At 70.8% G+C, this 19,412-nt stretch carries 14 protein-coding genes and 1 riboswitch; of the genes, 6 read left to right on the top strand and 8 right to left on the bottom strand.

What is annotated here, in order from left to right; all coding sequences use genetic code 11:
* Window positions 1–101: 101 nt before the first annotated feature.
* Window positions 102–701, bottom strand: a complete 600-nt coding sequence (locus ABZU25_RS21055; protein WP_355031113.1) for a TetR/AcrR family transcriptional regulator — start codon at window positions 699–701, stop codon at window positions 102–104.
* Window positions 702–918: 217 nt separating this feature from the next.
* Here ABZU25_RS21055 and ABZU25_RS21060 point away from each other — a divergent pair, with 217 nt between their 5' ends.
* The 4 genes from ABZU25_RS21060 to ABZU25_RS21075 all read left to right on the top strand — a co-directional run bounded on the left by ABZU25_RS21060 (window position 919) and on the right by ABZU25_RS21075 (window position 6,009).
* On the top strand, window positions 919–1,812 hold the full coding sequence (locus tag ABZU25_RS21060; protein WP_355031051.1) for an ABC transporter permease: 894 nt from the start codon (window positions 919–921) through the stop codon (window positions 1,810–1,812).
* A 34-nt stretch (window positions 1,813–1,846) separates the two neighbouring features.
* Entirely contained in the window at window positions 1,847–2,623 is a 777-nt protein-coding gene (locus ABZU25_RS21065) for an ABC transporter ATP-binding protein (RefSeq protein WP_355031114.1), read from the top strand.
* A 145-nt stretch (window positions 2,624–2,768) separates the two neighbouring features.
* Window positions 2,769–4,286: a bifunctional cytidylyltransferase/SDR family oxidoreductase gene (locus tag ABZU25_RS21070; protein ID WP_355031052.1), complete on the top strand. Its 1,518-nt coding sequence runs from the start codon at window positions 2,769–2,771 to the stop codon at window positions 4,284–4,286.
* A 34-nt stretch (window positions 4,287–4,320) separates the two neighbouring features.
* Window positions 4,321–6,009: a CDP-glycerol glycerophosphotransferase family protein gene (locus tag ABZU25_RS21075; RefSeq protein WP_355031053.1), complete on the top strand. Its 1,689-nt coding sequence runs from the start codon at window positions 4,321–4,323 to the stop codon at window positions 6,007–6,009.
* Between the two features lie 322 nt (window positions 6,010–6,331).
* Here the strand turns inward: ABZU25_RS21075 and ABZU25_RS21080 are convergent, their stop codons facing one another.
* The 5 genes from ABZU25_RS21080 to ABZU25_RS21100 form a co-directional block, all read right to left on the bottom strand.
* Window positions 6,332–7,078: an alpha/beta fold hydrolase gene (locus ABZU25_RS21080; protein WP_355031054.1), complete on the bottom strand. Its 747-nt coding sequence runs from the start codon at window positions 7,076–7,078 to the stop codon at window positions 6,332–6,334.
* Between the two features lie 134 nt (window positions 7,079–7,212).
* Entirely contained in the window at window positions 7,213–8,061 is an 849-nt protein-coding gene (locus ABZU25_RS21085) for a C39 family peptidase (RefSeq protein ID WP_355031055.1), read from the bottom strand.
* A gap of 232 nt (window positions 8,062–8,293) precedes the next feature.
* Window positions 8,294–8,435: riboswitch (cyclic di-AMP (ydaO/yuaA leader) on the bottom strand.
* Window positions 8,436–8,719: 284 nt separating this feature from the next.
* Entirely contained in the window at window positions 8,720–9,490 is a 771-nt protein-coding gene (locus ABZU25_RS21090; RefSeq protein ID WP_355031056.1) for a hypothetical protein, read from the bottom strand.
* A gap of 133 nt (window positions 9,491–9,623) precedes the next feature.
* Window positions 9,624–9,989, bottom strand: coding sequence for a hypothetical protein (locus ABZU25_RS21095; RefSeq protein ID WP_355031057.1), 366 nt, complete (start codon window positions 9,987–9,989; stop codon window positions 9,624–9,626).
* 92 nt (window positions 9,990–10,081) lie between these two features.
* Window positions 10,082–11,320 (bottom strand): acyltransferase, encoded by a 1,239-nt coding sequence (locus ABZU25_RS21100; RefSeq protein ID WP_355031058.1) that lies wholly within the window; start codon window positions 11,318–11,320, stop codon window positions 10,082–10,084.
* Between the two features lie 299 nt (window positions 11,321–11,619).
* Between ABZU25_RS21100 and ABZU25_RS21105 the strand changes: the two genes are divergently transcribed.
* Window positions 11,620–12,765 (top strand): glycosyltransferase, encoded by a 1,146-nt coding sequence (locus ABZU25_RS21105; RefSeq protein ID WP_355031059.1) that lies wholly within the window; start codon window positions 11,620–11,622, stop codon window positions 12,763–12,765.
* Between the two features lie 136 nt (window positions 12,766–12,901).
* Entirely contained in the window at window positions 12,902–13,954 is a 1,053-nt protein-coding gene (gene pseI, locus ABZU25_RS21110; RefSeq protein WP_355031060.1) for a pseudaminic acid synthase, read from the top strand.
* Window positions 13,955–14,108: 154 nt separating this feature from the next.
* Here the strand turns inward: pseI and ABZU25_RS21115 are convergent, their stop codons facing one another.
* Window positions 14,109–14,516 carry an Imm50 family immunity protein gene (locus tag ABZU25_RS21115; protein WP_355031061.1) on the bottom strand — a complete coding sequence of 136 codons (408 nt, stop codon included), beginning with the start codon at window positions 14,514–14,516 and terminating at the stop codon, window positions 14,109–14,111.
* A 5-nt stretch (window positions 14,517–14,521) separates the two neighbouring features.
* The gene (locus ABZU25_RS21120) at window positions 14,522–18,685 is read right to left on the bottom strand and encodes an HNH/endonuclease VII fold putative polymorphic toxin (RefSeq protein WP_355031062.1); all 4,164 of its coding nucleotides are present in this window, start codon (window positions 18,683–18,685) and stop codon (window positions 14,522–14,524) included.
* Window positions 18,686–19,412: the final 727 nt, after the last annotated feature.

Genomic DNA, 19,412 nt, shown 5'->3' on the forward strand with positions numbered 1-19,412 from the left:
GATGAGGGGTTACGGCGCGGTGCTGGCTGGGTTTCAGGGGGCAGCGTAGCGGAATCGGACAGGGCGACCGCCGCTGCGGGCGACGGAGTGTCGGACGTTGGTCAACCCGATATCGGGGCTGCTCGGGGACGGGGCAGGGCGCTGTCGGCGCCGAGCCCGGCGGCCACTGATTCGACAAGTTTGTCGAGGTAGCTGTCGGTGAGCGGGAGGCGGGCGATGGCCAGCCGCCAGTAGAGCGGGCCCACGATGAGGTCGATCGCCGCGTCCGGGTCGGTGTCGGCGGGTAGTTCGCCGCGCTGCACGGCGCGGGTGACCAGGCGACCGCCGATCTCCTGCTGACGGGCGTGCAGCACCTGACGCAGGGTCGCGTCGATGCTGGGGTTGCGCGCCGCCTCGGCCAGCAGGTCCGGGATGATCTGCGACGCCAGCGGGTGGCGCAGCGCCCGTGCCACCGCCTGGAACAGCAGGGCGAGGTCACCGCGCAGGGTGCCGGTGTCCAGGGCCGGCAGCTTGCCGTGGGCCGCCGCGGCGACGATCTCCACCACCAGGTCGAGCTTGGAGTTCCAGCGCCGGTAGATCGCCGTCTTGCTGACACCGGCGCGACGCGCCACCGCCTCGATGGAGAGCCGGCCGTAGCCGACCGCGGCGAGCTCCTGCATCAGCGCACGCCGGATGGCCGTGGTGATCTCCCCACGGAGCACTGCCGCACCGGCCGGGGCGCGCCTCTTCTCGGTCGTCACCAGGGACTCTTATCGCAGGTCACGCTGCCCAGGGTAGCGCAACGACGATACGGTTGCGTCCCGACGTGTTTCGGACTACTGTCCACGCAGCGACGAGGCGGCGCCCCGCGCACATCTCCCACTAGGATTCCATCGTCGCGAGCCACCCGTCTGCACGAAAGATCGGAGCGCCATTTCCATGGCCACCACCGCGCTGGTCGACCCCGACACGGGCCTGACCCAGGCGCAGCTGGCCGCTCGGCACGGGCTACGGGTCGCCGGTGAGCGACCGACCCTCGTCGAGTACAGCCGCCAATTGTGGGCCTACCGGCACTTCATCGCCGCGTACGCCAACGCCAAGCTGGTCGCCTCGTACAGCAACGCCAAGCTGGGCCAGCTCTGGCAGGTGCTCACCCCGCTGACCAACGCGGCGGTCTACTACCTGATCTTCGGGGTGGTGCTGGCGCAGAACGACATGCCGAACTACATCGCCTACCTCACCACCGGGCTGTTCATCTTCAACTTCACCCAGAGCGCGGTCCTGGCCGGCACCCAGGCGATCAGCAGCAACCTGGGGCTGATCCGGGCGCTGCACTTTCCCCGTGCCAGCCTGCCACTGTCCACGACGTTGACGCAGTTCCAGCAACTGCTGGCGTCGATGGTGGTGCTGATCGGCATCGTGCTGGTCACCGGGGAACCGATCACGCTGGAGTGGCTGCTGCTGGTGCCGGCCCTGTTCCTCCAGGCGGTGTTCAACGCCGGCGTCGTGCTCGTGGTGGCCCGGTTGGGCAGCAAGTCGAGCGACCTGAAGCAGGTCATGCCGTTCATCATGCGCACCTGGATGTACGGCTCCGGCGTCCTCTACAGCGTCAGCCTCTTCGAGCGGCTGCCGAGCTGGGCGACGACGCTGGTTCAGTACAACCCGCTGCTCGTCTACATCGAGCTTGCGCGGTACACCCTGCTGGAGGAAGCACCGCTGCTCAACGAGTCGCTGGCCCAGCTCTGGCTGGTCGGCGGCGGGTGGGCACTGCTCGCCGGCCTGGGCGGTTTCATCTACTTCTGGCGCGGCGAACAGGAGTACGGCCGTGGTTGAGCAGTTCGAGGCCCCCACCGAGGCGACCGCGACGATGACGTCGACGCAGGAGCGCATCCCGACAGTGGTCGTGGACGACGCGCACATCATCTACCGGGTGCACCAGGGCGCTGGCGGTGGCACCACGCCGGTGGCCGCGCTGCGCCGGCTGGTCAGGCGCACCAACGCCCCGAACATCCGGGAGGTGCACGCGGTCAAGGGCGTCTCCTTCACCGCGTACCGGGGCGAGGCGATCGGGCTGATCGGCAGCAACGGCTCCGGCAAATCCACCATCCTGCGGGCCATCGCCGGCCTGCTGCCGGTCAACCGGGGCGCGATCCACACCCAGGGGCAACCATCGCTGCTGGGCGTGAACGCCGCCCTGCTCAACGACCTCTCCGGCGAGCGCAACGTCACCCTCGGTTGCCTGGCCATGGGCATGGACCCCGACGACGTGGCCAAACAGGCCGCCGGGATCATCGAATTCTCCGGGATCAACGAGCGGGGCGACTTCGCCAGCCTGCCGATGCGGACGTACTCCTCCGGCATGGCGGCCCGGCTGCGGTTCTCCATCGCCGCCGCGAAGAAGCACGACGTGCTGCTCATCGACGAGGCGCTCGCCACCGGTGACAAGGGCTTCCGCAAGCGCAGCGAGCAGCGGGTGCGGGAGCTGCGGGAGGGCGCGGGCACGGTGTTCCTCGTCAGCCACCAGCTCTCCTCCGTACGGGACACCTGCGAGCGGACGATCTGGTTGGAATCGGGCGTGCTGCGGATGGACGGGCCCACCGACGAGGTCATCCGGGCCTACGAGGCGTACGCGAACAGCAAGTAGATCGCCGGCGAACAGCCGGCATCGACACGGCGCCATGGACCGCGTCGCCCGCGTTGGGGCGGCGCGGTCCGCGCGTTAAGGTTCATTCCGTCGCCGCTCGGGCGGAACCTTCCGTTAACGCATCCCTGAGAGTGAGGATCCGGCAATGACGCAGGACCAGACCACTGGCCCGGACGCCGAAGCGGAGACCCCGACGCCGTGGCGGCCCTCGCGGACGGTGGCCGTGGTTCTGGCCGGAGGCACCGGGACGCGGCTGGGCCTCGGCATCCCCAAGCAGCTGCTGAAGATCGCCGGCAAGCCGATCATCGAGCACACCCTGGCGGTCTTCGAGGCGGCACCGGAGATCGACGAGATCATCGTGCTGATGGCGACCGGTCACCTCGACGACGCCCGGCAGATCGTCGAGAAGGCCGGTCTGCGCAAGGTCACCAAGGTGATCGAGGGCGGTGACACCCGCAACGCCACCACCCGGATCGCCCTGGACGCGGTCGGCCCGCAGGACTGCAACATCCTCTTCCACGACGCGGTACGCCCACTGCTCAGCGGGCGGATCGTCCGCGAGTGCGTCAACGCGCTGTGGACCTACGACGCCGTGGACGTGGCCATCCCGTCCGCGGACACGATCATCCAGGTGGACGACAACGACTGCATCACCGACATCCCGGTGCGCTCCCGGCTGCGCCGCGGGCAGACCCCGCAGGCGTTCCGCTCCCCCACCATCCGGGAGGCGTACCGGATCGCCGAGGACGACACGGACTTCGCCGCCACCGACGACTGCGGCGTGGTGCTGCGCTACCTGCCCGGCACCCCGATCAAGGTGATCGACGGCTCGGACGAGAACATCAAGGTCACCCACCCGGTCGACGTACACCTGGCGGACAAGCTCTTCCAGCTCGCCGCGGCGCAGGCGCCCCGGCTGACCGACCACCGCAGCTACAGCGAGGAGCTGACCGGCCGCACCATCGTGGTGTTCGGCGGCAGCTACGGCATCGGCCACGAGCTGACCGAGCTGGCGCGGCGCTACGGCGCCCAGGTCTTCCCGTTCAGCCGTTCCAGCACCGGCACCCACGTGGAGCGGGCCGCCGACGTCGAGGCCGCGCTGACGACCGCCTTCGAGGCCACCGGCCGGATCGACCACGTGGTGGTCACCGCCGGCATCCTGGAGAAGGGCGCCCTCGCCGAGATGGACGAGGAGACGATGGACCGACTGCTCCAGGTCAACTTCGTCGGCCCGGTGACCATCGCCCGTCAGGCGCTGCCCTACCTCCAGCAGACCAAGGGCCAACTGCTGCTCTACACGTCCAGCTCCTACACCCGGGGGCGGGCCCGCTACGCGCTCTACTCGGCCACCAAGGCGGCCCTGGTCAACCTCACCCAGGCGCTCGCCGACGAGTGGGCCGACGTCGGCGTGCGCGTCAACTGCATCAACCCGGAACGGACCGCCACGCCGATGCGCACGCGGGCCTTCGGCGAGGAGCCGGAGCACACCCTGCTCGCCGCCGAGGCCGTCGCCCAGTCGTCACTGGACGTGCTGATCTCCGACCTGACCGGCCAGGTCATCGACGTACGCCGGGCACCGGGCGACGGGCCCACGCCGAGCGTGCCGGCCCAGACCGGGCCCAGTCAGGTCGCGGCACCGGCCGGCGCGGCGTCGACGAACTGACACCGACCGGCGGCGGAACCACGAACGGAGCAACATGCGCGGCGACCTGGTCCGAAAGCTGGCCGCCCGGTGCCTGAGCACCGGATTGGCAGTGCTGGCCTTTGTCGTGCTGGCGCTCACCGGCGCCACCGGCTGGGGGCTGGCGCTGGCCGCCGCCGCGCTGGCCGCCTCGGCCGCCGAGCAACGGATCCGGCCCAACGCCGACCTCGTCGCGGAGACGACGCTGATCGCCGCCGCGATCCTTGTCGGTTACTCCCGGCGGCTGGACGACGGGCTCGACCTCACGCTGGTCGCCACCGCTCTGGTCCTGCTGGGGTTGGTGCTGCTGGTGGGGCCCCTGCGCACCGCCGGCAACCTGGAGATCCGCACGGCCAACCTGCCGGTCCGCGCCTGGACGCCGCTGATCGCCGACCGGCTCGGCACCGCCCTGCTCGGGCTGCTCGCCGTCCTGGCGCTCGCCGCCGCGCTCACCCTGCCGGCCGGCGTGGCGTTGGCCGCGAGTCTGCTGGTCGGCGCGGGCACCGGCGTGGTCGCCCTGGACCTGGCCCGGCGACGGTTCCGGCCGGGAGCCGGTGGCGGGCCGGTGGCTCGGGCGCTGCGCCGGCACCAGCCGGAGTTCCTGCTCTACTTCTCCGCGCCGCCCGGCTCGGAATACCAGGTCACCATGTGGCTGCCGTATTTGGAACGGATCGGCCGGCCGTTCCTGGTCGTGCTGCGCGAGCCGGAGTTCCTGGCCCCGATCGCCGCGGCCACCGACGCGCCGGTGGTCTACTGCCCCACCCTGCGGACGATGGACGAGGCGCTGGTGCCGAGCCTGCGGGCGGCGTTCTACGTCAACCACGGGGCGAAGAACAGCCACTGCGTCCGCTTCACCCAGCTCACCCACGTGCAGTTGCACCACGGCGACAGCGACAAGGCGCCGAGCGCCAACCCGGTGTCCGGGATCTTCGACCGGATCTTCGTGGCCGGCCCGGCCGCGATCGACAGGTACGCCCGCGCCGGGGTGCAGATCCCGGCGGACAAGTTCGTGGTGGTCGGCCGCCCGCAGGTCGAGTCGATCGAGGTACGCCCCGAGCCGGCCCGGGGGTTGGCGCACCCGACGGTGCTCTACACCCCGACGTGGACCGGGCATCACGCCGACGCCGACTACTGCTCGCTGCCGGTGGCCGAGGGTCTGCTGCGCCGACTGCTGGAGCGCGGCGCGACAGTGATCCTGCGGGCGCACCCGTACACGACACAGAACCCGGCCTCGGCCCGCCAACTGGGCCGACTGACCGAGTTGCTCGTCGCCGATCGGGCCCGCAGCGGACGCCAGCACGTCGTCGGTGCCACCGCCCGCGAGCTGAGCCTGACCGAGTGCGTGAACCGGTCGGACGCGCTGGTCTCCGACGTGTCCGGGGTGATCTCGGACTACCTCTACTCCAGCAAGCCGTACGCGGTGACCGACATGGGCGACGAGGGCGACCGGTTCGCCGAGCGGTTCCCGCTGGCCGCGTCGGGTTACGTGCTGCGGCGGGACCTGTCCAACGTGGACGAGGTGTTGACCGGGCTGCTGGACACCGACCCGCTGGCCGCGGAGCGCTGGGCCACCCGCCGCCGCTACCTGGGCGACTTCCCCGCCGAGTCGTACGCCGAGGGGTTCCTGACCGCCGCCCGCCGGGAGTTGGCGGCGACGGAGGACCCTGCGGCCGAGCGCGCTCCGCAGCTCTCCCCCCTGGCCTGACCCGGCTGTCGGCCCACGCCAGGGGCTGCCCGCCATCTCGATGTGCTGGTGAGCGATATACCGCAGAGGTATAGATATGACTCAGAGGTATACCGCTCACTACCGCATCCGCCCCCACGGAGGTGACCGACGGTCACCTCCGACCGCCGACCACAGCCCGCGCCAGGGCTGGGCCGGCGACGGTGGCAGCGTCAGGTCGACGTTCACCCCGCGGCGGGCGCCATCGGGATCGGTACGGGCCACCGTCAGGCCAGCCGGGCCAAGCGCGGCGACGAGGCCGTGGTACGACCGATATTCCTGCCCCGAACGCGCTACACAAAGCTCAGCGGTACGGGTCGAGCAGGGCCAGCACCGCCGCCGGGTCCTCCACGTGCGCGTTGTGCCCGAGACCGGGCAGCGTGGCGACCGGTACGCCGTACTCCTTGAGCTGTTCGTCGGTGACCATCGGGTCGTGCTCGCCGCGCGCCAGCACCACCGGCACGTCGGTGGCCGCGAGCAGCGCGGCCAGGTCGGGCTCGCCGACGGCGAACGCGGTCGGGTCCATGGCCAGACGCCAGCGGCCGTCGACCTGACGAAGGCCGGCGTCCACCACCGGATGGTCCGGCGGGAGCAGGCCGGTCAGCCCGGAGACGCGCAGGTAGCGACGGGCCGCCTCGGTGCGGCTGGCGAACCAGCTCACCGGGCGGGCGGCGAGCTCGGCTGCGCGCTCCAGCTCGGTGGGTGACCAGAGCGCCTTGATGCCCAACCCGACCACCGCGTCCACCGGCATCCCGGCGTCGCGCGCGGCCAACGCGAGGCCGACCACGCCACCCAGCGAGTGCCCGAGCACGACGAGCCGGTCGTCGGGGGCGAGGGCCTGCGCGATTCGCTGGGCGAAGCCGGCGAACGAGTACGACGGCAGTGGCGACGCCCAGCCGTGACCGGCGAGGTCCGGTGCCAGCCACCGCCCGGGCCAGTGTCGTTCCAGATGCGGCGCCCAGGGCAACCAGACGTCACCTGTCGCGCCCATCCCGTGCAACAGCAGCAGGACCGGCCTTCGACCGGCGTGACCACCCGATTCATCCACCACGGCCGCAGTCTCCCACGGTTCACGGCCCGGTACGAGAGTCGTCGACGGGGGCGTACCCGGGGCCGGCGTGGAAGACGCCACGGGCGCCGGCCCCTCGTGGGGGACGGCGCCCGTGGCGGTCCAGCGCGCCTGGGTCAGGCGGAGTAGCCCCGGCTGGCGATCCAGTTGGCCAGGTCGATGGTGGTGATCCAGTACGACGGGTCGGCCGGGTTCGCCGAGTCGGCGATCCGCACCGTGCGGCCGTTGTCCTTGTAACCCACGACGGCGATGTAGTGCCCGCCGCCGTAGGAGTGCCCGCCGCCGTCGGTGTCGGTGGCGTCTCCGACGACGTTGGCGACCACGCCACGGCCGTCGGTGATGGCCTTGACGACGTCGGCCTGGAGGCGGTCCATCTGCGCCCGGCTGGGCGCGCCGACGAACATCCGGGTCCGGTACGGGGAGCCCTTCACCTCGGCGTTGAGCACCCGGGTGGTGTCCTCGGCCGAGTTGGTGCCCATCTCGGTGGTGCCCAGCTCGGCGCCGAGCTCCTCCTGCGTACGGTCGATCCCGGTGGCGCTGAGCGCGTTGCGGGTGGCCGCCGGACCGCAGTTGTAGTAGGTGTTCTGCGCCTCGTACTCGTAGTCGAGCACCTTGGTCGCCGGCGGCTTCGGCCGCTCCGGCTTGCGGGTCAGGTCCGGGTTGCTGCTGGCCTTGGCGGCGGGCGCCGCGGCGCTGGTGGCCGGGGCGGCGGTCGGGGCGGCGCTGGTCGGCGCGGCGCTGGCCAGGGGAGACGCGTCGTTGGCGGCGGCGACGTCGCTGCGCATCTCGGCGACAGTGGTCGCGGTGCGCTGGCCGGCCGGCGCGTCGTCGGCGGTGGTGAGCAGGGTGCCGGTGGTGGCGGCGATCACGAGGGCCGCGGTGGAGGCGGCGATGATCTGGTACGGGCGCTCGGTCGCCATGCGGCGGAGCTGACGCTGCAGTGTGTGCTTCACGGGGTCCTCCACGGATCGGGGGGAGAGCGGCACACCGGGGCCGGACCGGTATCCGGGCAGGCGCCAGCGCGCGGACGATGGTCCGCGGATGGTGAACCGCTCAGGGAAACGCCCGGCGTGACCGGGCGGTTAGGCGATGACCCGGGGGGTCAGCTCACCGTCACTGGACGGATGAGCGGGGGCACCGCTGCGCCGTGGAGGCGAGGGAACAGCCGAGGGGTGGAGAGGTGCTGCACGAGGATGGAACTCCTTCCGACACCGCCTACCGGGTTAGCTGACGGATTCGGGCGGGAAGATCGCCCTACCGCGGGCCGTGGCTCGCGGATTCACCCCGGACTTGCTGATGGGTCCCCGGTTCGTTCATCACGATTGAGCGGGTCGGCGCGGCGTCGCCTCTTGCGATCGGTTACCGCACCGGACGGGACGACACTACTGGCCCGTTCACACCCTGCCAAGCCAGGTTCACCTGCGTAAACCCGAATCGGCGCGGCAATTTCTGCGCGTTCTGCCGATGATGTGACTCGATGGGACAAGCGGTTACGGTGACGCCTGTGGGCGACAACCGGACAGGTCGCCGACAGTGGGGTCACAATTCCGGGAAGAATCGAGCCGAACGTGCCGGACGCCCGATTCTGGAATGCGGTGACCGGGCTCACATAACGGATCGGAGTCAACCCGCACGGGCGGGGCGCCAGCGTGCCACGACGGCGGGACGGGCCGCCCCGCGCACCAGCCGGCGGGCCGGCGCCCGGCTCGGCCGCAGCCGGGCCGCTGCCGCCCACGCCTCGCCGGCAAGGATGCGCGCCGACTCGGCGGACAGTTCCGCAGCCCTCCAGGCGGCCCGCTCCGCGGCGGCGGCGGCCTGGTGGTCGACCCGTCTCGCGTCCCGGATCGACCGGCTGAGCAGCGCTTCCTGCTCGACCGGGTGCCGCCGGGGATCCCAGCCGCGCCGGTGCCCGAACACGTCGCTGAGCTGCGCCATGGTCAGGTCGCCCCGCCAGTACGCCGCCGTCGCCGCGCGGTGCAGGTAGCGCTCCCGGGCGGCGTACTCGGCGGGGGTGCGGGGGGTGTCCGGGGTGGGCAGCGCCCCGGACCCCGCGAAACGGCGTGCGGCGGTGTCCGCCTCGTCGTACCGCGCCCAGGCGCGTTCCACCGCTTCCTGACTGATCAGCCAGGCATCGCGTCGCCGTTGGGCCGTCCTGGCCGCGCCGGCTGCGGCGACAGCCACCTCCTCGGCGTACCGGCGCAGGTCGACGATCTCGGCGGCGGCCACCTCGCGCGCGGTCGGTACGGCCGGGGACGGGTCGCCGGTGGGCCGGTCCCGTTCGGGCCGGGCGACCAGCACGGCGAGTACGCCAAGCGCCAGCAGGAGCAGAGCCGACCAGATGGCAGCGGCCTGCGGTACCTCGGTTACGAACTGGTAGAAGACGGCGGTCTCCATGGTCGACACCTCGCGGAGAAAGCAGAGCGACGGGGAGCCCCACCGGCCACCTGGCCACGGCGGGCCACGGATCGGCGGGGTGCGGAGCTGGTGGGTCGACAGGGCGCGGCGACGGGACGCTTGTCCCGGTGGCTCAGCGCCCGGGTGGACCTCGGGGTGCCCGGCTGCGGGGGCCGTCGACGAGGGGCAGCCGGTCGGACCCGGCCGCGCGCGCCGGCAGCACGCCGGTCGCGATGGCGCCCTGGCCGTCGGGGAGCGCCGGTTGCGCGTCGACCGACCAGGCTGGGAGTGCCTCCTCGGCGGCAACCGCACTCGACGCGGCGCTCAGGGTCGACGCGGCGCTCAAGCTTGGCGCGGCGGTCGGGGTCGACGTTGGCACGGCGGCCGACGTTGGGCCGGCGCCGAGCGCCAGGGCCGCGACGACGGCGAGGCTGGTCAGCACCCGGGTCGCCCAGCGCGCCACCCACCACAGCGGACAGGTGAGCGCGACCGGAAGCACGTCCCCACGCTACCGTCGTGCCGACCCGGGCGCATCGACCACGGGCGTGTCGGCGCGCGCCGCGCCGACCCCGTTGACCAGGGTGGACGGTGTCAGCGCGTGTCCGCGTACGTTGATCGGCTGCCGGGCTGGTCGGGCCCGCCGGTCTCGGTTCGGGTCCCGGCGCCGCCGGTCTCCGGGGTGGTGTTGCCGGTGGCCCGGGTTCCGGCCGTACGTTGTCCGGGGACGGACGCCGATCGGGCCGGACGGCGCGGCGCGAGGCGGCGCATCATCGGGGTTTCGACGTAGCGATGCAGCAGCCCGGCGAGGAGCAGGGTCACCAGCAGGAAACCGAGCACCACGGCCGGGCCGCGCCACCCCTCGAAGCCGGTCCCCCAGTCGCCGCTGAAGCGCAGCACGCTCGTCATCACCAGCACGTGGACCAGGTAGAAGGCGAAGGAGACCTCGCCGAGCCAGACCAGCGGCCGGGACCGCCACGGCGAGCGCCGGTCCCGCACGTCCGCGTCGGCGGCGGCGGTGATCACCAGCAGGTACGCGACCGCGAGCAGCGTGGTCCACAGCTCGGCGGGAATCCACTGCGCGGCTGCCGCCCAGATGCCCACGAAGATGACGCTGGCCCAGGTCAGCCCGGGGCCGCGCCAGAGATCCCGGCGCATCAACTCGGCCGCGACCGCGCCCAACCAGAACTCCAGCGACCGGACCGGCGGGAAGACCTGGGTGAACCACCACCGGCTCACCTCCGGCACCAGGTGCTGGGCCGGCCAGAGCGCGAGGATCAGCAGTGGCATGGCGGCGATCAGCGCCCAGAGCAGCTTCGGCCGGGCCCGGCGCAGCAGCGGCAGCACCAGCGGCAGGCAGAGGTAGAAGAAGAACTCGCAGGAGAGCGACCAGCTCACCGTGTTGATGCTGTAGAACCAGCCCGGCCGGGGGTCCCAGGCCTGCAACAACAGCAGGTTCTCCAGCGCGGCGGCCGGCAGGACCGGGTCGGCGAACCACCAGGCGACAAGCAACGTCGCCCCCCACAACACCAGGTGGTTGGGGTAGATCTTGGCAACCCGTCGCCGCCAGAAGGTGCGCCGGGAGTCGCCCGTCCGGGCCGACCAGACCAGCACGAACCCGCTGAGGATGAAGAAGAACTGCACCCCGGACAGGCCGAGGCTGAACAGCTTGTCGACCACGGCCTTGTAGTCCGGCTCGGCGATGATCCGCATGGTGCCCGCGTGGAACCCGAAGACCAGCAGCGCGGCGATCCAGCGCAGCCCGGTCAGCGAGGGCAGCCGGGGCGGTGCGGGGGCGGGCCGGACAGTTGACGCCGCGGCGGTGCTCGTCATGCGGGGATACCGAGGCTTGGCAGGGTCACCAGCACGTTCGTATCCTCCTCGGCGCGGCGTGGACGGCGCGACGGCGACGCCCGCGACGACCCGGCAGGGCCGCACCCGGGGCACCCTACCGGGTCACTCCCGGGTGAACCGGACGTGTCCCACCCGTCGCGGGCCCGCCGTCCCCGGGGTTGGGGAAGGCGACCGCCGGCCGGCGTTAACCTTCCGCTGGGCGGGAGTTCAGCGACTCCACCATCGGCGGCCACGTGCGGTTCCGGGGCCGGCCACCCGGGTCGTCGAAGGTGGCGGGCGTGGTCAATGAGCCGACGCACGCACCGCTGCTGAGCATCGTCGTGCCCGTGTACGGCGTCGAGGCGTACCTGTACCAGTGCCTCGAGTCGATCCGGGCCGACATCCCGGCCGGCGAGGTGGACGCGGTCGAGTTGATCGCCGTCGACGACGCCTCCCCGGACGGCTGCGGCGACATGCTCCGCTCGTACGCCGCCGGCCACGACCGGGTCCGCGTCGTGCACCTGAGCAGCAATGTGGGCCTGGGCCTGGCCCGCAACGCCGGGCTCGACGTGGCCGCCGGCCGGTACGTCTGGTTCATCGACAGCGACGACTGGGTGCCGCCGGGCACGATCCCGGCGGTGCTGGACCGGCTGCGCCAGCACCAGCCCGACGTGCTGATGCTGGACCACCTGCGGGTGCACGAGGACGGCCGGCGGGAGGTCGACGCGAGCAGTTACCTGCTGCGTGGAATTGCCGGCGTGACCCGCCTGGACGACCAGCCGCAGCTGCTGCGGGTGCAGCACACCGCCTGGAACAAGGTGGTCCGCCGGGACTTCCTGGACCAGTTGGAGCTGCGGTTCTTCCCCGGCTGGTACGAGGACATCCCGTTCAGCCATCCGCTGCTGATCGGCGCGGAGAAGATCTCAGTGCTGAACCGGGTCTGCTACCTGTACCGGCAGGGCCGGCACGGTGCGATCACCTCCACCCGCAGTGGCCGACACTTCGACGCCTTCGCCCAGTACGAGCGCCTGCTGGACTGGGTCGCCCGCAGGCACCCGGACGAGCGGTTGCAGGCCGAACTGTTCCAGCTGATGATCAGCCACTACCTGGTGGTGGTGGGCAACGACGACCGGCTGCACCCGCACCTGCGGCGGGACTTCTTCCACCGGGCCGCCGAGCACTACCGCCGGTACCTGCCCACCGGCGGCTACCCGCTGCCCGTCGGGGTGACCGGGCTCAAGCACCGCCTCGTCGGGCGTGGTGACTGGCTGGCGTACTCGGCGCTGCGCCAGGCGCACCGGGTCGCCGGTCGCCTGCGCCGCAGCGCCCCGGCGGGTGGCGTCGGCGCCGCAGGCGGTCCGGCGAACGCCGACGAGGACCCGGGTCGAGGGGCGGACGTCTCGACGATGCGGGGCGGCGCGTTGGCCGGGGGCCGGCTGCCGTGACCGTGCTCACCGCACACCACGCCGGGAGCCGGATCGACTCCCGGCGCACTGTTTTTTCAGGTCGTCCGCCCGCCGGGTGGACGACGACAACAGCACCACCGCACGCGGGTGCGGGCATACCGGAGCAGGGGTCGGAATGACGGCGACAATCAAGATTGGACCGCACCTGGTCGGTGCCGGGGAGCGACCGTTCGTGGTGGCCGAGATGTCCGGCAACCACAACGGTGATCTGCACCGGGCGCTGGCCATCGTCGACGCGGTGGCCGAGAGCGGGGCGCACGCGCTGAAGCTCCAGACGTACCGGCCGGACACGATCACGATCGACGTCGACACCCCGGCGTTCCGGATTTCCAGCGGGCACGAGTTGTGGGGTGGGGAGAACCTGTACCGCCTCTACGAGCGGGCGCACACCCCGTACGAGTGGCACGCCCCGATCTTCGAGCGGGCCCGCGAGCGTGGGCTGACCGTCTTCTCGTCACCGTTCGACGCGACCGCCGTGCAGCTGTTGGAGTCGCTGGACGCGCCGGCGTACAAGATCGCTTCTTCGGAGCTGGTCGACCTGCCGCTGATCCGGCTCGTGGCCAGCACCGGCAAGCCGATGGTGATCTCCACGGGGATGGCGACGGTCGCCGAGATCGACGCCGCGGTGCGCACCGCCCGTGCCGGCGGCGCGGCGGGCATCGTCCTGCTGGCCTGCACCGCGTCCTACCCGGCGCCGCCGGCCGACAGCAACCTGCGCCGGCTGCCGGTGCTGGCGGGCGCGTTCGACGTGCCGGTGGGGCTCTCCGACCACACGCCCGGCATCGGGGTGGCGGTCGCCTCGGTGGCGCTCGGTGCCTGTTTCATCGAGAAGCACGTCACCCTGGACCGGGCCGACGGCGGCGTGGACTCGGACTTCTCGCTGAACCCGGCGGAGCTGACGGCGCTGGTCGCCGAGTCCGGCCGGGCGTACGCGGCATTGGGTGGCACCGCGATCGGCCCGACCCCGGCCGAGCGGGAGGGGCTGCGGTTCCGCCGTTCGCTCTTTGTGGTCGAGGACGTGCGCGCCGGTGACCAGGTGACAAGCCACAATGTCCGGTCGATCCGACCGGCCGGCGGGCTGCCGCCCGTGGAGATCGACCGGGTGCTGGGCCGCACCTTCGCCACCGACGTCCCGCGCGGCACTCCGCTGAGCTGGGACCTGATCTGACGGTGTGGCTGGCCGGGTCAGCCTGACTGACCCCAACCACCGCACGGCGCGCACCTCATGACCGTGCCGGAGGCCCCTGCGTCGCGTCGGCGAGACGAGCACGCAACAGCACCCGAAACATGCCCGGCGATCCGATTGGCAATGTTCCCGCGGATTATTCGAGGGACAGGTCGCCGGCGTAAGCCGATATCGATGTCACGGCCGCTGCGTCCGCCTGTATCTGGATACGGACCGACCCCCACAGGACGCCCAGCATCAGAGATTCATCCTGTGCAACCAACTCCATGCTGGCCCAACCGCGGTGGTTCCAGCCCGTCAGGGAGAGATCCTTGACGCCGATCATCATCAGGCTGATCTGCACGACGTTGAAGCCTTGGGCACGCCATTTTTTCGGCGCACTCGGCGGGAACTCTAGGAGGTCGAATCGCAGGACTGCCGACGGGCCGTCCCGCTGGAGCACAACCTCGTGTAACAGGATCTTCTCCAGCGAAGGCGAATCATTCGCCCCGTAGATGGCGCGGACACCGCGCGGGTCGTGAACTAGATCCAACCAAGTGGGCACTGGCGCTACCTCACAAAAGGATAGTGGTCCGTGGTTCCCGGAACGTGTCCCGTTCTCGTGTTCTCCGGTGGCCGGACGTTGAAATGTGGCCCCTGGTTGCCGACCCCACCCTCGAATTGATGACCAGCAGCGTGGTCCTGGATGACCACCTTACTGCCGTCCGGCCTGGTGTAGACGTATTCGCGGGTGATGATCGGCCGGTTGTTCTCGTCCAGAATCCGCCTACCCCACTTGTCCGTCATCGGCACTCGATTGACCGCGTCCGGATGTTGCGATCGCGGAATACCCAGATCACGCTTCGCCTGCTTCAGTGCACCATTCCGGCCGGCCTGGCCGGACGGGACGCACGGTGCGAGACCGAATGGGTCGATGAGATCAGTGGGATTGTCGACATAGGCATAGGGATTCGCGGCCGGAACGAGTCCGAGCGGGTCAGGGGACTGGTATCGGCCGGTAGCCGGGTCGTAGTAGCGGTGGTGGTTGTAGGAGGCGCCGGTTTCCGGGTCGTGGATCTGGCCGGGAAAGCGCAGCGGACAGTCCGTGCCCGTGGCACTGACGTGGGTCGGGGAGCCCCAGATGGTGGTGCGCTGGTGCCAGGCGACGTCGCCGTCCGGGCTGACCAGTTCGGTGGGTGTGCCGACCAGGTCGGTCACGATCGCGTAGAAACGGCGGTCCACCTCGTCCTGGACGGCTACACCGTCGGTCTGGGCGATCGGGGTGAAGGTGCCGGGGGCGTACTCCCAGGTGCTGGTCCTGTCGCCGGATGGCCCGCGGTGGGTTTGCTCGATCAGGTGTGGGCCGTCCCACGCGAAGTCGACCTGCTCGACCACGCCACCGTCGGCGTCGAGGCGTTGCTTGGCGACCCGCCGGCCGAGCGCGTCGTACCGGTAGCGCCAGCGGGTGCCGTCCGGAGTGGTGACGGCGACCAGCCGGTCCTCGCTGTCCCAGGTGTAGCGCCAGGTCGACGGCTTGGTCGAGCGCTCCTTGCGCTGCCGCAGCGTGACCCGGCCAGCGGCGTCATGTTCGTAGCGCACGGTGCCAGCACGGCGGATCAGCGTGCCGGTGTACTCACGCTCGCCCCGAGCCGCGCCGTCACCATCAGAACCGGGCCACGCGGCGCTGGCCACGTTACCGGCCCCGTCGTAGGCGTACCGCTCGGTCCAGTCCGCGGCGCGCACGGCGGTGACCCGACCAGCCCGGTCCAGCTCCAGCCGGCGCTCACCGGTGAGGTGGTCGGCGATGTTGGTCAGGTAGCCGTCGGCACGATACTGGTACGCCCGGTGCGCGACCAGATCCGGCGCTGCTGCCGGCCCCACCGGACTCGCGGTGACGATCTGGGAAAGCAGCCGGTGATTGGCGTCCCAGCTCTGGGTCAGGGCGAGCCTGCCGACCTTCCGCTGGGTCTCCCGGCCGGCCGTGTCGTGGGTGAAGCTGACCGTGGTGCCTGCGGTGTGCAGGGCCAGGGGACGGTGGCCGGCGTCGTACTCCCAGGAGCTGTCGACCCCTGTCGGGGTGCGTCGGCGCAACCGGCGGCCGAGCGCGTCGTAAGACGAGGTGACGGTCTGACCGTCGCGGATCTCGGCGAGCACCTGACCACGCGGGTCGCGGTCGAAGCGGAGCTCGACCTCGGGTGAGGTGGCGTGCAGCAGCCGACCGGCCAGGTCGTACCCGAAGGTGGTGGTCCCCTCGGCGCTGCGCTTCTCCACGACGTTGCCGAGCTGGTCGTGGTCCAGCTCGATGGTCTGCCCGGCACCGTTGGTGCGGGCCACGAGCTGGCCGGCGGGGTCGTACGTGTAGGTCTGGATCCCGCCGTTGAAGTCGGTTTCGGCGACGAGTCGCCCGGCAGGGTCGTAGTCGTAGCGCCAGACGAGCCCTTGCGGGTTGGTGACAGTGGTGAGGCGCAGTTCGCCGTCATAGGCGAAGGCGAGCCGGGAACCGTCTGGCCCCGTGCGCGCCACCGGCAGGTCGAAGGGCCCGATCTCGAACTCGGTCGTTGCCCCGGTCTGGTCGGTGTGGGTGACCAGGTTGCCTTCCGGGTCGTAGGTCCACTCCTCGCTCGCCCCGTCCGGGGTACGTCGCCAGGCGATCCGCCCCTCGACGGTCCAGCCCAGATGGGTGGTGCTGCCGAGCGGGTCGATCACCTCGGCAACGCGTCCGGCCGAGTCCCGCCGGTAGGTCGTCACCGCGCCGGTGGGCTCGGTGAGCTGGCTGATCAGCCCGGCCGGGTCGGTGGTCACCAGCAGGGTGTTGCCGAGGGCGTCGGTCACCTGCACGAGGTGGCCGACCGCGTCGTAGCGGTAGTGGGTGGCCGCGCCGATCGGGTCGGTGATCACGGTCAGGTTGCCGCGCTCGTCGTACTCGCGCCGCCAGAGTGCACCATCGACGTCGGTGACCACGACCGGCTTACGCAGCTCGTTGTACGCGGCCGTCGCCCGGCTGCCGTCCGGGCGGGTGACCTCGACCAGATTGCCGTCGTCATCGTAGGACCAACGAGTGATCCGCCCGAGAGCATCGGTCTCGGACAGCTTCCGATCGAACCGGTCCCAGGTGAAGGCCGTGGCATGGCCCATCGGGTCGGTAACCCGTTGCGTCTGACCGCGTTCGGTCAGCTCGTAGATGGTGGTGTGGCCGAGCGAGTCGCCCACCGCGGTCTTCCGCGCGGCCGGGTCGTAGTACAACCGCGCGGACAGGTATCCGCCGGAACCGGTCGCGGCCACACAGCGGCCCTGCTCGTCGTAGCTGTAGCGGTACTCCTGCTCGTTACGGTCCAACCAGCGGACCAACCGACCCTCGCCGTCATAGGCGAACCGCAACGCACGACCCGACGCGTTGATCACCTCGGCGAGGCGACCACCCTCGTCATAGCCGAACCGCACCAGCGTCCGGGCGTCACCGCAGGGCTCCGCGTCCAACAGGCTCAACGCCGCCACCTGACCATGCAGCGTGTCCACCGCGATCCGATACCCACCACTGTGCCGAATCTCGGTAACCACCCCGTCGGACCAGTCCAGATCAATCCGATGACCGTTACGGTCACTGACGGCAACCAGCGGCAACACCTGGACGGGATCGCCCTCGCCCGCCGGCTCGGGCTGGTCCGGCACCGCCTGGAAGTGCAGCGCCAGGCCGGTCTCGGGCTGCTCGACCCGGTATCCGTCATCCGTCGACGTGAGCGGCCAGCGGGGACCCGTCGCCGGCAAGGTATGGGCTTCGCCGCTCACGGGCGTCGGGTAGGTAAGGACCATGCCGTCCTCGGCGACGAAACAGACCCCCTCGTCGTCGACCTCGATCCGCTGATCGAGGGTGGACGCCCAGGACGGCCCAAACCACCGGCCCACCCGGTACGACGACACATAACTACGGCTCAGCACCAGCGGCAGCAGGCCCGGCAACGCGGCGTCGGTCTGAGCGAGCACCACCTCACCGCTGGCCACGTCGATCGGATCACCCGCACACTTACGCAACCCCAGCGGAATGCTCGGCCGCGGCAAACTCGGCAGCGCCGCCCGCGCCTTCGTCAACCCCCGAGCCAAAGCCGGCAACCCCCGCTTGGCCAAGGCCAAGACCGGCCTGCCGAGCGCCGCGAGCCGCCCGATAGGCACAACCGTCAACACCGTATCGATCAACAGACTGGTCAGACTGCCCTTACCCGTCGCCGCATACAGCGAGGCATCGATCAGCAGAGCCGCCGCACCAGCGGCGATCGCGATCGGCCCCATGATCGGCGCGAGGATCGGAATGAACGACAACAACCCCGCGACCAAAGAAACGATCTTCAACGCGCCCGACAGCTGCGCCAACAACTCCTGATTGTCCCGCACGAAGTTGGTGAACTGACCCTTCAGATCCCACCACTTCGGATTCTCCTTGAACCGCAAACCCCTGGCGTCACTGACCACCCGCACGCAATCACGCACCGCCGTGGCCAACTCACCCCGCAACACCCCCGCCTGCGCCACACACTCATCCCAGTCCCGCTGGGCCTGCGACAACGCCGCACCCGCCGCCCCGGCATCCGAGCGGTACGGGTCCGGCTCCGCCGCCGCAGCCTCCTGCACCGGCCGATCGGCCACCTCCTGCTCATGACGCTCATCCGCCTGCGCCGCCCGATCGGACCGCCCCCGCGCGGCCTGCAACGCCGCCCACAAACCCGGCGCACGCTGCGCCAACGGACGCATCCGATCCTGCAACGACGACAACGACCCCGCAAACGCCACCAACCCCGCCGACACCCGACCAAACGCATCACCCGTCACCCGCAAATGCCCCGGCATCTGGGCACTCAGCCCCTCCCGGAACAAATCCCCCTCCGGACCCACGAACTGACTCGTGTCCAAACCCGTAATCTGCGCCGCCGCCTGCGACGCCGCCGAACCAAAACCCTCCCACCGCCCCGCCGACGACCGAATCGCCGACGGATCACCATCCATCTTGAACACATGCGCCGGAAACTCAGCCACCGCGCCGGACCTCCCCGTGTCCACGCCTACAAGCTCGCAACCCTCGCGGCGCCCGACACACGACAGCTATCCGCGGGGCACCGACTGACGAAGGGCGAACTCCGCTGAGGTCACCCCACAGCCATTCGAACATAGACATTCGACGAACTGTGGCCGATGCTTCAGTCGCAATTCACGCCATCTGAGCAGGCCGCCGAGACCGCTGCATACCGACGTATGGGCCAACGACCAGACACGTGTAGCGCAGGATGAGCTGGTTGAGGGCCGCTGCGTACCTGCCGTTGCAGCCCTCGGCCGCGAGGATCGCAACGAACCACAACAGACCGGCGACCAAGGAGCCGATCTCCAACGCCCTGACAGCGGCGCCAACAACCTGTGATTACCCGGCACGAGGTTGGGCAGGGGCCGGTGCTCCTGTCGCGGCACACCGCCGGCT

The organism is Micromonospora sp. NPDC005215, assembly GCF_040607915.1.
Classification (GTDB): Bacteria; Actinomycetota; Actinomycetes; order Mycobacteriales; family Micromonosporaceae; genus Micromonospora.